At 43.0% G+C, this 14,073-nt stretch carries 15 protein-coding genes; 6 read left to right on the top strand and 9 right to left on the bottom strand.

Annotated elements, in window-relative coordinates; genetic code table 11:
* Positions 1 to 330 precede the first annotated feature (330 nt).
* The 5 genes from H6F77_RS11670 to H6F77_RS11650 form a co-directional block, all read right to left on the bottom strand.
* Positions 331 to 1,437 (bottom strand): iron-containing redox enzyme family protein, encoded by a 1,107-nt coding sequence (locus H6F77_RS11670; protein ID WP_190488616.1) that lies wholly within the window; start codon positions 1,435 to 1,437, stop codon positions 331 to 333.
* 277 nt (positions 1,438 to 1,714) lie between these two features.
* A complete protein-coding gene (locus H6F77_RS11665; RefSeq protein WP_309228837.1) occupies positions 1,715 to 2,449 on the bottom strand; it encodes a methyltransferase in 735 nt (244 codons plus the stop codon).
* A gap of 211 nt (positions 2,450 to 2,660) precedes the next feature.
* Complete coding sequence (locus tag H6F77_RS11660; RefSeq protein ID WP_190488612.1) at positions 2,661 to 3,509, bottom strand: ABC transporter permease; 849 nt, start codon at positions 3,507 to 3,509, stop codon at positions 2,661 to 2,663.
* An 84-nt stretch (positions 3,510 to 3,593) separates the two neighbouring features.
* The gene (locus H6F77_RS11655) at positions 3,594 to 4,427 is read right to left on the bottom strand and encodes an ABC transporter ATP-binding protein (protein ID WP_190488610.1); all 834 of its coding nucleotides are present in this window, start codon (positions 4,425 to 4,427) and stop codon (positions 3,594 to 3,596) included.
* A gap of 202 nt (positions 4,428 to 4,629) precedes the next feature.
* The gene (locus H6F77_RS11650; protein ID WP_190488606.1) at positions 4,630 to 5,697 is read right to left on the bottom strand and encodes an ABC transporter substrate-binding protein; all 1,068 of its coding nucleotides are present in this window, start codon (positions 5,695 to 5,697) and stop codon (positions 4,630 to 4,632) included.
* A gap of 306 nt (positions 5,698 to 6,003) precedes the next feature.
* On the opposite strand from H6F77_RS11650, the gene H6F77_RS11645 reads away from it, so the two are divergent.
* From H6F77_RS11645 to upp, 3 genes are all read left to right on the top strand, one after another.
* Complete coding sequence (locus H6F77_RS11645) at positions 6,004 to 7,266, top strand: GTP cyclohydrolase II (RefSeq protein WP_190488604.1); 1,263 nt, start codon at positions 6,004 to 6,006, stop codon at positions 7,264 to 7,266.
* 122 nt (positions 7,267 to 7,388) lie between these two features.
* Positions 7,389 to 8,639 (top strand): URC4/urg3 family protein, encoded by a 1,251-nt coding sequence (locus H6F77_RS11640; RefSeq protein ID WP_190488602.1) that lies wholly within the window; start codon positions 7,389 to 7,391, stop codon positions 8,637 to 8,639.
* 78 nt (positions 8,640 to 8,717) lie between these two features.
* A complete protein-coding gene (gene upp, locus H6F77_RS11635) occupies positions 8,718 to 9,353 on the top strand; it encodes a uracil phosphoribosyltransferase (RefSeq protein ID WP_190488600.1) in 636 nt (211 codons plus the stop codon).
* Positions 9,354 to 9,418: 65 nt separating this feature from the next.
* Here upp and H6F77_RS11630 read toward each other — a convergent pair whose 3' ends face one another.
* The 4 genes from H6F77_RS11630 to H6F77_RS11615 all read right to left on the bottom strand — a co-directional run bounded on the left by H6F77_RS11630 (position 9,419) and on the right by H6F77_RS11615 (position 13,117).
* On the bottom strand, positions 9,419 to 10,354 hold the full coding sequence (locus H6F77_RS11630; protein ID WP_190488599.1) for an ABC transporter permease: 936 nt from the start codon (positions 10,352 to 10,354) through the stop codon (positions 9,419 to 9,421).
* A gap of 72 nt (positions 10,355 to 10,426) precedes the next feature.
* Positions 10,427 to 10,987 carry a hypothetical protein gene (locus H6F77_RS11625; RefSeq protein ID WP_190488597.1) on the bottom strand — a complete coding sequence of 187 codons (561 nt, stop codon included), beginning with the start codon at positions 10,985 to 10,987 and terminating at the stop codon, positions 10,427 to 10,429.
* Positions 10,988 to 11,274: 287 nt separating this feature from the next.
* Positions 11,275 to 12,111, bottom strand: a complete 837-nt coding sequence (locus H6F77_RS11620; RefSeq protein ID WP_190488595.1) for a sulfite exporter TauE/SafE family protein — start codon at positions 12,109 to 12,111, stop codon at positions 11,275 to 11,277.
* 40 nt (positions 12,112 to 12,151) lie between these two features.
* On the bottom strand, positions 12,152 to 13,117 hold the full coding sequence (locus tag H6F77_RS11615) for an acetamidase/formamidase family protein (protein WP_190488593.1): 966 nt from the start codon (positions 13,115 to 13,117) through the stop codon (positions 12,152 to 12,154).
* A gap of 165 nt (positions 13,118 to 13,282) precedes the next feature.
* Between H6F77_RS11615 and H6F77_RS11610 the strand changes: the two genes are divergently transcribed.
* Genes H6F77_RS11610 through H6F77_RS28700 form a run of 3 tightly spaced genes read left to right on the top strand, consistent with a single transcriptional unit; the run spans position 13,283 to position 14,051 of the window.
* A complete protein-coding gene (locus tag H6F77_RS11610) occupies positions 13,283 to 13,480 on the top strand; it encodes a hypothetical protein (RefSeq protein ID WP_190488591.1) in 198 nt (65 codons plus the stop codon).
* A 47-nt stretch (positions 13,481 to 13,527) separates the two neighbouring features.
* Positions 13,528 to 13,842 (top strand): hypothetical protein, encoded by a 315-nt coding sequence (locus H6F77_RS28705; RefSeq protein WP_309228836.1) that lies wholly within the window; start codon positions 13,528 to 13,530, stop codon positions 13,840 to 13,842.
* Positions 13,821 to 14,051, top strand: a complete 231-nt coding sequence (locus tag H6F77_RS28700; RefSeq protein ID WP_309228835.1) for a carbohydrate porin — start codon at positions 13,821 to 13,823, stop codon at positions 14,049 to 14,051. Before H6F77_RS28705 ends, H6F77_RS28700 begins: the two co-directional genes overlap by 22 nt.
* Positions 14,052 to 14,073: the final 22 nt, after the last annotated feature.

The following is a 14,073-nucleotide window of genomic DNA, read 5'->3' as shown; positions in this document are numbered from 1 at the left end:
ATAAAAGCCCGCTAATAGCATTTTGGATTTTGGATTTTAGATTTTGGAAGCGTCTCTACTTCAACCCCACAATCCTAAACCCAAATAGTATAAGCTCGTTCTTTCTAGATATATGCGTAAGCACAAGCCTTCTTTAGGGGTATAGAGCGATCGCAACTTCTATCCCAAGCAACGCGACCCCCAAAGCCTCAACGGGGGCACAACTTTAATGTGGAGGGGGCTTGGGGGACGCACCCCGTCCCCCAACGGGGGGTTTGGGGGGAGACCCCCCAATTACGGGTTTTTCGGGCTTAAATGTAGAAGGATCTAAACTTAGGGCGAGAGTCTCGCTCAACGTGCCGCGATCGCCTCCAACGCTTCCCGTTCTGCCTCTTTCGCCGACAGCACAATAGCAGCACCAGCGCGATCGCCCATCAACTTCTCTTGGTCATATCCCAGCACCAATTCCCACGCACGATCCGGATACATATCCGCCAGTGGCAAAGCTACATCATCCAACATCCACTGTCCGTGCCGTTCGTCTTCCCTAATATGCAACTCCCAATAACCCATCGCCGCCTGCGATAACCCCAACCGCTGCGCCGCCGCTAGATAATTTCTGTAAGCCGCAGGGCCTGCTATTTCAAAATACGCTAATCCGCCGTTGTAGCGCAAATAATGACGCTTCCACTCCGTCAGCATGAAATTATGATTAGCACAAGCCAGCACTTCCCAAGGCACTATATCAAAGTACGCCTCTGGTTCCGTATTCATCCCAAACTCATCAAGCATTTGAGCAAAATAAGTAGAATGCTTGCGAGTTAAACGACCGTTACCGTACTCTTCAAGCAACACCTTTGTTAGCGTTGCCTGCACCTCATTAGCAGCACCACCCAAAATGCGCGAAAGGCGACTTCCTTCAACTAAACCATCAAAAGAACCAATCGCCAACACTCGGCGGTAGCCAGCTTCAGTCATTTCCTCTTGCAAGTAGCGACTATCAGCAGACAAAGCAGGATCGAGATCTGCGGCAGCGCGTTCTTTTAATGCTTCCTTAACATATAATTTTTGAAGTGCTTCCACGTCAACTTGAGAGAATTCCCACTGTTGCCAAGCTTCCTCAATTTTGACTAAAACGGTTTGCAAATAAAGCGATCGCTCGTTTGTATAATGCCGCAAATCGTCATACCAAAATAGCTTTAGCCGATTAATGCGATAAAGTATCCGCTGTAAAAATCGGTGTGCTTCTGCATCCCCAGCACCTGACTCGTAAGCTTCCTCAATTGCGGCTGCGATCGCGCTTTCAAAATTAGCCGCTATGGTTGGATCTGCCTGAACCTTCTTATCTAGATCCTCCATATCGAGCAGTTGTATAAATTCCTGCTCCGCCTCAGTATAGTTTGGCTTATTTTTTGCCTCAGACGAAATTCTTGGTAAACTAAAAACGTTGCTCTGCATATAATTTTCTTCCTTCTCGTACAATTTTTTAAAATCTTGGAGCATCTACACAGTTCGTGAATGGTTGGCAAACAAAGGTTCGTTGGAATATATGTCTAACCAGTATTTAATGGCAGCTTTACCTCAACCGAATCTACCCTAGTTGCATCGATAGGTAAATACTTGAGCAAAGCGCCATTCGCGGATTCCAAGATAAAATACCCTTCGTTAAAAAGAACAACATCTAACTATCCTGCTTTTTATCCGTTTTGCCTTCAGGATACTTATGTTCCACCTCTCACAACGATGTCATTATTTTAGCTAGATCTTCAGACAAATCTATCATTAAGCTATGCCGCTTCTTAAACACAACCCCTGCTAATAGATAGATGTTTTTAGAATAAAATGCCCTATTTTCTTTTCGCAGTTCTTCGATGCGTTTTTTAACTTTTGGTTCAGAGCTATAATAGCCAAACTCTAGTGGGGAAACTACAAAACTAGGAACGTAGTATCCTTTAGCTTTTGCATAACTAATCATCCCCTTGGGATCGCAATAGCTAGATACCATCAGCATTACATTTTCATAATCTAAGGATAAAAGCTGCTTGGAAATTGCATTGCCATCTACACCGCCATGTAACAGTGGTTGATAAAGATCGTTATCCCATGCTGGAAGATAGGGTGGGTTTGATATCAGATAGTCAGCATCCGGTTTAGAAGCGTCAAAAAAAGATGAATTATGGATTATATATTTACTACTTAATTTAGATTCTTTTATTTTTGAATTAGCAACTTGACAAGCTTCCTTGCTTAAATCAAATCCATGTATTACACCATCAAATTTGGTTCTTGTTAATGAATTAATTACTGGGCTTCCATCTCCTGAACCAAACTCAACTACAACATCCGAACGAGTGCAATTATTTAAAACTAAACTTTCTAGTGAATGTGAATAAAAATTAGATTCTTCTGGGCAACAAAAGATCTCTTTTACTGGTTTCGAGGTAAGAAGCATAAAATTATTAAAAAACAACTTTACATAATTTAACTTCTTCTTACTTGGCCTGCCCTCTACCTATGGTTTGGTGCAACATGAACATTTTTCACCAAGATTATCTATCTTGGATTAACTGGATTAATTGACAAAAATATGTATCAAATTATTTCTGTCAAACGGATGATGTAGATAAATTAAAGGTCTGCTATATTAATGGGTCTACTATATTAAAAATTATATATATAGCTTAATTTTCCCGTTGGACAGCGCTTTCATGCCAGTTGCTTAACAGGAAATCAGACAGAATAGTTAACACAATAAAGATGATAATTCCCAAGCTTGTAGTCATAATTAAAGCTGCAAACATTCGGGGAATTTGCAAATTGTAGCTAGACATCAATATTTGGTAGGCAATTCCCGACTTAGCTCCCCCAGTACCCGCTACAAATTCAGCCACAACCGCACCAATCAACGCCAAGCCGCCGCTAATTCGCAAACCACCCAAGAAATAGGGTAAGGCGCTTGGTAAGCGGAGATAAAGCAAAGTTTGCCAGCGGGATGCTCTGTAGAGTTGAAATACATTAGCTAAGTTGTGGTCAATGCTATTGAGTCCTAACGTCGTATTAGAGACAATGGGAAAAAATGCTACAAGCCAGGCGCAAACGACTAAAGCGGCGAAGGTATTGTTTTTCAGCCAGATGATAATGAGAGGAGCGATCGCTACAATTGGCGTTGTCTGCAATATTACCGCATAAGGAAACAAACTGCGTTCTATCCACTTACTTTGAGTAAACAAGATAGACACCAACAATCCCGAAACAACAGCCGCAACAAAAGCCGCCATTGTAATTTGCAAAGTAATCATCAGTGATGGAAACAGCTCATTCCACTCACTAATTAGCGTTTTTAACACCAGCCAAGGGCCAGGAAGAATATACGGAGGTACACCAGTAACCCGCACAAAAATCGCCCATACTAATAACACCACTATACCAACTATAGCGGGGGCGATGAAATCAATTGATATTAACTTATTGAGTAAATTAACCATCTTTTGCTGGGCTAAAGATCCATTGCGCTCTATAATTTTTGTCATATTTTTAAGTGAGTATCAGTGTTTTTTATAACGGCAAATTATGGCATTCAAATTTATCGTTTCAATGCTCCAGGTTGGGAACACCTATAGAGAGGAAGAGCCTCTCGTTATGGAGGCTGGAGCCTCATGAAGGGCATTTCCAGGCAGAGCCGAGGAACGAGACAAATCAGAGATAGTTTCTGTTAAACGGGCAGAAACTTCTCGACAATATTCATTACACAATTTTGAAGTGCGGAATTCTTCAGTGCGGGGGTAAGCTGCATCAATTTTCACATCAGCCACCACTCGGCCAGGACGCGCCGCCATCACAACTACCCGATTCGACAAATACACAGCTTCATAAATATTGTGAGTGACAAACACAACAGTCCAGCGTTTTTCTTGCCACAATGCGAGTAAATCGCTGTTCAATTTACTGCGCGTCATCTCATCCAAAGCGCCAAAAGGTTCATCCATCAGCAATATTTTTGGCTGAGTTACTAATGCCCTAGCAATAGAAACCCGCATCTTCATCCCGCCAGATAGTTCGCGAGGATATGATTTTTCAAACCCATTCAGCCCCACTAAATAGATGGCCTCTTGCACCGCAGCACGAGACTTTTGCTTAGATACACCAGCCAACTTTAAGGGCAAACGCACGTTATCAAATACATTAGCCCAAGGCATTAGTGCTGCTTCTTGAAAAACGAATGCTAATTCGCGTTGGGGTTCATGTTCGCCCCATTCAATAGTGCCAGAACTCATTTTTCCCAGTCCAGCCATAATCCGCAATGCCGTGCTTTTACCGCACCCAGAAGGACCAACAAGACTAACAAATTGACTTTCGGCGATAGTTAAATTCATGTCTTGCAAGGCTACAGTTCCATTAGAGTAAGCTTTGCTTACATGACTTAGGGTAATTGCAGGGCAGGGATTCATATTAATTTTAGATTTGGGATTATTTGTATCTATCTTAAGGGTACGCTTGCATACTCAACAGCACAAAAAAGCGGCTATTTATTTTAGATCGATGGAACCTGCGAGGCTGAGTGTCTGGCGATCGCTCTACTATAAGGTTGTTGCAAGACGCAATGCGTTGTATCTCTACAAAAGCGCTCAAAATGATATGAATTAATTAGATTTAGCTCTTATAAGCTTGTACCCCCTTATTGACAAACTTTAAAGTGAAAGCATCTTGGTATTTAGTGCCTGGTTTAAAAACTCCAGCTTTTGCCATCCCCTCAAAGAAATATCTCCAGCGATCGTCTGTCATAGCTCCAATTCCTTGCTGTTCGGCATCACCAGAGATGATAATGCCGTACTTTTTGAGGTTTACCAAACTAAAAGCAAGTTGCTCATCGTTCATTTGCGGGTTATCTTTTCTAATTAGTTCATTTCCAGGGGCGGGGTTTTCTAAATAGCTGTACCAACCTTTGATAGATGCATCAACAAAACGCTGCACTAAATCAGGATTTTTCTCAACAAGTTCTCTTTTAGTCTCAATTGTTGTTGAATAGGGAGTATAACCATTGTCAGCTAATAAATGGATTATCGGATTGAACCCCCCCTGCTTTTGAACTGCTAAAGGTTCAGAAGTCACATATCCCTGTTGGGCTGAATTTTTATCGGCAATAAAGGGAGCAGGATTAAAGTTATAAGGGCGCTTTTGGTCGTCTGTAAAACCATATTTTGCCTTGAGGAATGGCCAGAATGTTGTGTTGGCTGCGGCTGAAATTAGAATTGGTTTACCTTTGAGTCTCTCTAGGTTGTCATTCCCCGCTCCAGGATGAGTAATTAGCACTTGCGGGTCTTTTTGGAAGATTGCCGCTACTGTAATTTTAGGAATACCTTCTTCTATTGCTTTGATGGCATCAGCACCGTAACCCATAAAGAAATCAACAGCATTTCCCATCAACAACTGAGTGCCATTGACTTGAGGGCCACCCACTTTTATCGTGACATCTAACCCATATTGTTGATAGATTCCCGTCGCAACTGCTTGATAGAAGCCGCCATGTTCAGCTTGAGCAAACCAGTTAGTCCCATAACTGACTTTATCGAGTTTGCCAGCTTCAGTCGTAGTTGAAGAACTTTGGGATGCAGGTGGCTTTGCGCTATTACTGGTACAAGCGGCGAGTATACCACTGCCAAGGGTCAGCGAACTGTATTGGATGAACTTGCGGCGATTCATGGGATAAATTCCACTCATAAAGCAAGGCTTACTATTACTGGCAAGGCGATGTAAAACTAAGGATATGCAAAGGCTAATGTCAACCCGGAAGGTGGGATAAAGCGGGTTTATTTAAAGTTAAACTTCCTTCAAATCAATTTAAGAATTATATCTTAATTCAATATTGTAGCCGCTGATACTGAATAAAGAGATAGAAACAGAAAATTGATTTTGCTTTTGAGGATATTCCAATACACAAAATTCAGTTGCTATGATCTAAGTTTATTTCCCCCAATCATCTAGACATCCCTCTACGAACCTAAACCCGGTAAAGTGAGAAAATGTATGGAAAAGTCTTCATCAGAATCTAAGCACAAACATATTGTTTTGACATCGCATCCCGGCAGACATGGCAAAAAATCAGTGCCAATAAATTGGGGAGGAAGCGACCCAATTAAACGGGGGCCGATTATTGGAACATTAGCAAACCAGACTCACCGCAATGTAATTGGTACCCACTCTGGCTCTTATGCAGTTTATCGGGCACTGGCGATCGCTAGTGGCGCACTAAAGGCAAATCACCGCGCCGACTTAACAAATACATCGCCTGTTGTTCATATCGGGCCGCACCCCAGTTGGTCAGATCCTAGCAAAATTGTTGCCCTCGATCCATTTGGTGCAATAGTAGGTGAAGTTTATACATCTTTTTTGGAGCAGGGATACGATATTCGCCCCACGATTGCGATTACAAAAGCTCACATAAGTATGCCAGAGCTGCAAGATGGAGTAGCGAAGGGACGCTTACAAATTGATGGAAAGATATTGAAAAGTAATGGCAGTTTAGTAGTAACTAAGGTAGCCATAGATCCAGTCTGGTATCTGCCAGGAATTGCCCAGCGACTTAAGGTTAAAGAAAGCGATTTGCGGCGCATTCTTTTCCAACAAACTGGTGGGATGTTTCCGGAATTGGTGACGCGCCCAGACTTACACGTATTTTTACCGCCGATTGGTGGAATTACAGTTTATCTAATTGGAGATATAGAAGCGATCGCAGACCCTAACAAGCTTCTTGCCGTGCGGGTACACGATGAATGCAACGGATCGGATGTCTTTAGTTCCGATATTTGCACCTGTCGCCCTTATCTAGTGCATGGAATTGAAGTTTGCGTCCAAACTGCACAAGAGGGCGGCGCGGGTGTAATGGTATACTTCCGCAAAGAAGGCCGCGCCTTGGGCGAAGTTACGAAATTTCTAGTTTACAATGCGCGAAAACGACAGGAAGGAGGCGATCGCGCTGATGCCTATTTCGCCCGTACTGAATGTGTGGCGGGAGTTCAAGATATGCGCTTTCAAGAACTAATGCCTGATGTGTTGCATTGGCTAGGAATTACTCGTATTGACAGATTAGTTTCTATGAGCGATATGAAGTACAACGCAATTACAAATTCCGGAATTGAAGTTGTTCAGCGCATCGCAATTCCAGATGATTGGATTCCAGAAGATGCACAGGTAGAAATTGCCGCCAAGCAAGCTGCTGGTTATTACACGCCAGGAGAAGTGCCAGATGCGATCGCGCTTGCTGAAATTAAAGGAAGGAACTTGGACTAATATTATCCTTCCCAGGGTGAGCCTGGGAAGGTCTATAGAGAGGATCTGCCTCCCAAGTACCGAGATAAAGTGAGGCAGAGCCTCTGAATATGCATTCCCTGGCTCTGCCAGGGAGCGAGAATATGAGCAATTTTCAACCAGAAACTATCGCGTATTTGAGAAGTCCGGCGGCGATTAGAGAGAGGTGCGATCGCATCTTTAATTTAGGCTGCGAAGACAAACTCCCTAACTTTCGAGTCGATCTAACCCAGCTAGATAAATGCGCTGATTATGTCATCCAAATAATGCGCGATAACTATCCTACTCTAGAAATTCCCTTCCACAGTCGATGGCAACATTTTGAGGTTGGGAATGTCTCGCGCCTTGCAGAACTAGATGTAATTTTGGCAGAATTTTCACCCCTAGAAAAAGCTAAAGTTAAGTTTGACTTAGCAATTACCAGCGTGCTGCTAGATGCTGGCGCGGGTGCAGATTGGCAATATCACGAACAAGAAACAGGACAGGTATTCCATCGTTCTGAAGGGTTAGCAGTTGCCAGTTTCCGAATGTTTTGTCAGGGCGTTTTTTCTAGTAACCCGAAATCGCAATTACAAGCAGACGCCCTCGGCTTGCAAAACTTAACAGAAAAAGCATTATTACAGGGTTTTCAAGTAAGTGAAACAAATCCCCTCGTTGGTCTGGAAGGGCGTCTTAAGCTGCTACAACGTTTGGGACAAGTGCTAAGTCAACAGGCCACTTTTTTTGGCTCAGAAAAACCGCGTCCTGGTAATCTAGTTAATTACTTGCTTGATAAGGGAAATAATCAACTATCCGCCAGTACGGTATTGAATGCAGTATTAGAGGGATTAGGGGAAATTTGGCCGGGACGATTAGCGATCGCTGGAGTAAACTTAGGGGATGTTTGGATTCATTCAGCTTTAGGGGGAGAAAACGAAAGCGATCGCTATGTGCCGTTTCACAAACTTTCCCAGTGGTTAACTTACTCTCTTTTAGAACCACTCCAAGAACTCGATTTAGAAATTACTGGATTAGACGATCTTACCGGGCTACCAGAGTATCGTAATGGTGGTTTGTGTTTAGATATTGGGCTGCTACAGGTCAAAGAACCCGATATATTGCATAAACTTCACCAAGTTGATTCTGAGGTAATTGTAGAGTGGCGGGCGCTAACTGTCAGCTTATTAGATAAAATTGCCGCAACTATTAGAAAAAAGCTGAGTTTGGTAGATAGGCGATTCATCGCGCCCGCTGAATTACCGCTTGTCAAAGTTTTACAAGGAGGAACTTGGAGTGCTGGGCGAAGAATTGCCGCAGAATTAAGACAAAGCGGAGTTCCCCCGATACAAATTCAGAGTGATGGAACAGTTTTTTAGAGCAAATTAATGTAGCACTGTCCCCACTTAAATCAATTGGTGGACAGTGCCCGTCCTACTAAATTACCAAATCAAAATATGGCTGCTGAAGTTAATGTAATCGACCACCCTTTGATACAGCATAAATTGACACTGATGCGGCAAACACAAACCAGTACGGCGAAATTTCGCAACTTGCTAAAAGAAATTGGAATGCTATTAGCCTATGAGGTGACGCGGGATTTGCCCCTTAAGTATGAAGAAATTAAAACACCGCTCACGACAATGTTAGCTCCTATGATTGCCGCAGAAAAGAAGATGGTAATTATCTCGATTATGCGGGCGGGGCAGGGCATTTTGGATGGAATTTTAGAACTAATTCCTTCAGCAAGAGTGGGGCATATCGGTTTATATCGCGAGCCTACAACCCAGGTGGCAATTGAGTATTATTTCAAGGTTCCCCATGATATTGAACATCGAGATGTTTTGGTTGTCGATCCGATGCTTGCAACTGGAAATTCAGCAGTAGCAGCTATAGACAGACTTAAGGAAGTTAGTCCTTTGTCAATAAAGGTTTTATGCTTGCTAGCAGCACCAGAGGGAATTGCACATTTTCACGAGCAGCACCCGGATGTACCTATTTACACTGCTGCAATTGACAATTGCTTGGACGAACACGGTTATATTTTGCCTGGACTTGGGGATGCAGGCGATCGCTTGTACGGAACCAAGTAGATAACTTTTAGATTTTAGATTAAAGAAAAAATCTAAAATCTAAAAGAGATTGGATAAGATGTTTTTTAATTATCGCGGCTTTCTGGAATATAAGGAATGCCAAGCGCGGCGGGTGGTGTCGATTTACCCGCCAATCCTACTAGCGCCAACAGAGCAATAATATAAGGCAACATCACCAAAAATTGATAGGGAATATTCAGATTAAATGCTTGGATTCTTAGTTGCAAAGCTTCTGTAGCACCGAATAATAAACAAGCTAAAACTGTGCTGACGGGATGCCATCTGCCAAAAATTAATGCAGCAAGCGCAATAAAACCTTTGCCTGCACTCATATCTTCTACAAAGAATTTGACATGAACTAAACTTAGATAAGCTCCTCCTAATGCGGCAAGACAACCACTGAGCGTAACTGCAATATAGCGAACTAAAGCGACAGAAACTCCGGCAGTATCAGCGGCGCGGGGATATTCGCCAACTGCCCTTAGCGACAATCCCAAACTGGTGCGAAATAATAAATATGTACTCAGCGGAACTAATAAGAATAACAAGTATACCAACGGGTCTTGCTTGAAAATGAGAAAACCTATAATTGGTATGTCTTGCAAGAAGGGAATGCCGATAGTATTAATGCTTGGTAAGGTTTGCGCCTGACCGCTGTTAAATAAGATGCGCGACCAGAACGAAGTTAATCCCGCAACTGTTAGATTGATGGCAAGCCCAGATACTAATTGGTCAACTCGCAAAGTTACGCACAGATAAGCATGAAGTATTCCCACTATTCCGCCGACGGCGATCGCTAACAACATTCCCACCCAAACATTGCCACTAAAAAATGCCCCAGCGGCGCTAGCAAACGCCCCGGCTAATAACATTCCCTCTAATCCAATATTCAGCACTCCCGAACGTTCCGACCAAAGTCCGCCAAGGGCTGCAAATGCTAAGGGGACTGAAAGACGCAAGCTGGCTAATAAATAATCTGTAAAAAAGTTGATATTATTCATCCATTAATGTTCGCTAGCGCGTTAGCAATATTTTACAGCACTTAACAGCTACGCAAAATTATAATTAGCTTCTTACTTTTTGGGCAGTTCATCAACCAACCAGTAACCGTTTCCTTTGCTTTCCTCAACAACAACAATTCGTGAACTATATGCACCCTTAAAACACTCTTTAGGGAAAGTTACGCATTCATAGAGTTTTACTTCAAAAGCATATCGCCCATCCTTAAGTCGTTGTCCTCTTCCGACTTCATAAGCTGTATGGGAGGGATTAGAAGTTCCAGAAATATAGTTTAATAGTTCATCAGTCGATCGCTGTTTTTTCAGACGCGATGATAATAAAGGAAGCCCCTTATCTGCATCCCTATCTCGCCATGCAGATAAAAAACGATTGGCCGTAGATAGTGCAAGTGCATAATCTTTATCTGCACGCTGATTATTTTGCTGGACTGAATTTATGGGTTTACCTTTTTGCGCGAAAGCTACGCGATGATTGACAATAGTTGTTTCTTGGATAGCGTTATATTCTTCAACTTTTCTGTGTTGGCGATCGCCTTTAGCTGGGAGTGTATTTATACCAGCCAGTAAAATCAATCCGACTACGATAGGTGTCAGGCTAGGTTGCTCGGATTTCATTGGTTATTACCCTTTGTTTAGGTGCGGTAGAAACCGACAATAAATAATGCGCTAACTTACAAGGTACGGCGACCCAACCTTGCTATCGGGATAAAATTTGCATCCGACTTTTGATAGTTTATATCGATAGACATTTTCTTACTTCTTAATTGAGATGTTAGCGTTCTATTGCCTAGCCTATTGTGGCTCAAGGCGTAGCCGGGGCTTTGTAAGCGGTTCTAAGAGCTTTTTCCGTTAATATAAATCTTGTGTAGCCAACGAGCCATAAACAATAAAAACCAAAGCTTTTACTGGTTAAAATTGAAACTGTTGTAGCTTTGCCATGCTTGCCAGAAAATATAAATTGATAGAACTGCTAATAGGGTGCGAAAGGCTAAACTAATAACTTCATCTGACAATTTTGGCAGAAACCGCGTACTAATCTGCGCTCCCAGCAAGCCACCACCTCCCAAGAGAAGCGCTTCCAATAACAAAACATTGCCTCTTAAAGCGTGCCCCGCCGAAGCAGATATGGCTGTAATAACAATAACGCCTAAACTTGTCTGGATCGCGACTTTGATGGTTTCTCCTAACAATAGTATTTGCAGCGGCACCATAATTACGCCGCCACCAACACCAAATAAGCCTGCCAGTATACCAGCTGCACCCCCTGTGGCAACTCTGGAAATATTTGCTTTTAATCCTGATATTTTTGGCTCCGAAACGCCCTCAATGGGCGTCTCTACAAGATACTCCTCTTGTGCCTTCTTCTTAGCAGTTAGCTGCTTGCGTAGTTCAACCAAATAGACGTTTAAAAGTAGCAGCAACCCAAACGCTCCTAACAGGTAATAGGGGCGAATATTGCTGGCTAAATAAGCACCAAATTGCGCTGTCACTACAGCAGGGAAGCCGATAGCAAGTACTCGTTTGAAGCTGAAAAAACCCATGCGCCAGTTCTGCACGCTGCCAGAAATTGCTGTAATTAAAATTGCTAGGCTGCTTGTGCCAACTGCTTGCACGGGAGTGTATTTCAACGCTACTAATAACGGCACGAGAACAGTTCCACCACCAATGCCTAAAAATCCAGCGAGGATTCCCGAAACTAATCCAGCGGCAGCAAAAATCAATAAACTGGTGGGTGTCATATCAAGTTTGACTTTGAAATTATTAGGTTAATTGTGGTCGTCATAGCGCGATCGCCATAGGCAAGATTGACTTGGGTAGCATACCATGAACGCCTTTTTGAGGACTGTTCACTACTTGAGTAATGCGAAAGTTTACTGCTAAACTACACAAAACATAGGCATCTTCTGCGCTCAATTTGGCAAAATTTTCTAGCCACTCAATCATCTGTTTGAGGGCAAATTCAAATGCCTCATCCAATGTTTTGCCAAATCCCATTGTGATAATATCAGTTGGCGTTTCAGCTATTGGTGCTGTCAGTTTCAAATCCTTACGCAACTTTATTTCAATAGTGCCGTTCATCGAAGTTTCAATGGCGGTGACATTAATTTCCCCATCTCCCTGTGCTGAATGGCCGTCACCAATTGAAAATAAGGCTCCGGGAACAAAAACGGGCAAAAATATCCGCGATCCTGCTTGCAGTTCTCTGTTATCGATATTGCCGCCGTAGCCGCCGGGGGGAATTGAAGAACGGTTTGTTTCAGGCGTGGCAACTCCGAGAATACCAAAAAACGGGCGTAAGGGAATATTAATGCCGCTTCCTGTCGGAAATTCAGCAATTTGTTTATCTAAATCTAATGGAATAAAGCGCAATCTTGGTTCTGCAAACTGTTGCGGTAAAGCGCCCCATCCAGTACGAATGGCATTAAATCCTACTGAGAGACGCGGGGAAATACTCTCAAGTTTTACTTCTAAAACATCTCCTGGTTCTGCATCCCGGATGTAAATTGGCCCTGTTAGCAAATGCGCCCCCGGCCCTACTTTACGCTCTGGTGGTAGATGGTGACAAATATCAAGAAATTCTGGGGTAAGGAATTCTTTGGGCGCTTTGTCATAGATATAGAAACCAGTGTATGTTTCAACATCAATGCGATCGCCTGAGTCAATTATCAATGCTGGTTCTAGCTTATGGGAAAAACCGCCTAGATGCACGGTTTGACAGGAGGCTTTGAGAATCCGATCGGCCATATTGTTTGGGATTGTAGGCGTGGGTTCAACAGACAATTTATAGGCAAAATGTCATCGCTGGATGACAAAACGTTAACCGACAGTCAAGAAATGTTGACATAATTACATCTAGTAAAAGGTGTAGTTGATAACATCCAGGGGCTATAAGTATCGGTATAAGGATTTATGGTTAAGCTTGCAACTACCTCGAAGGCTGTGCGGACAGGTGCGACAACTTTATGGGTGTGTCTGGCAGTTTGGGGTGCTGCAATAGAGTTTGTGCGATCGCCCGCCAATGAAATTCAGCGATCCCCGCAGGACGCGGCTGTTGTCAGCGCATCAGAGGAACCGTTGAGCCTACCAGAGGGGGGAAAAGCACGATGAAACCGAGATTCAAACCACTGTAGCGCAAGATCGCGCCGCTCCTGTGGATGTCTTACCGTTCGACTATTCAACCAATTTTTGGAACGAGTGGCGGTGCTACTGGAGAGCCAATTTATGGAGTAGCTGATGATGGTTTTGGTGGCTCACTAAGGGTTGCCCAGTCTGATACTTTTGTGTTTAATTTTGATTTGCTAATTTCCAGCCGCTTTGGTGTTTTTGGACGCTATACCTACGGCACTACCCATGTCGATCCCAAAACTCTAGGTCGAGCTAGTGGCGATGTTAATGCTCAATCAATACAGTTTGGCTTGGGCTTCCCTGACTTGGGTAAAAAAGAGCGATGGGAACGCTATCATTTTTGATACCGTTTGATGTTTTAAATGGCCGCAAGTTCCTTGTTGCTGGGGGTGGGAATGGCGGCAGTCAATACAAAATTGAAGCAACTTATTTTTATCCGCTGACTAATAACATTGCTATGGTTCCAGAGTTTTATTTTATCTGCTACGCGAACAACTTTAGCAACAATCCCGGTATTTATGTGGGTAACTTGCGAACTCAATTTAGTTTCTAACAGAAGATTCATGGTTCATTGC

It is taken from the genome of Microcoleus sp. FACHB-831, from assembly GCF_014695585.1.
Classification (GTDB): Bacteria; Cyanobacteriota; Cyanobacteriia; order Cyanobacteriales; family FACHB-T130; genus FACHB-831.
Note: the sequence above shows the minus strand (reverse complement) of the source record. Positions and strands in the feature narration are given on the sequence as shown.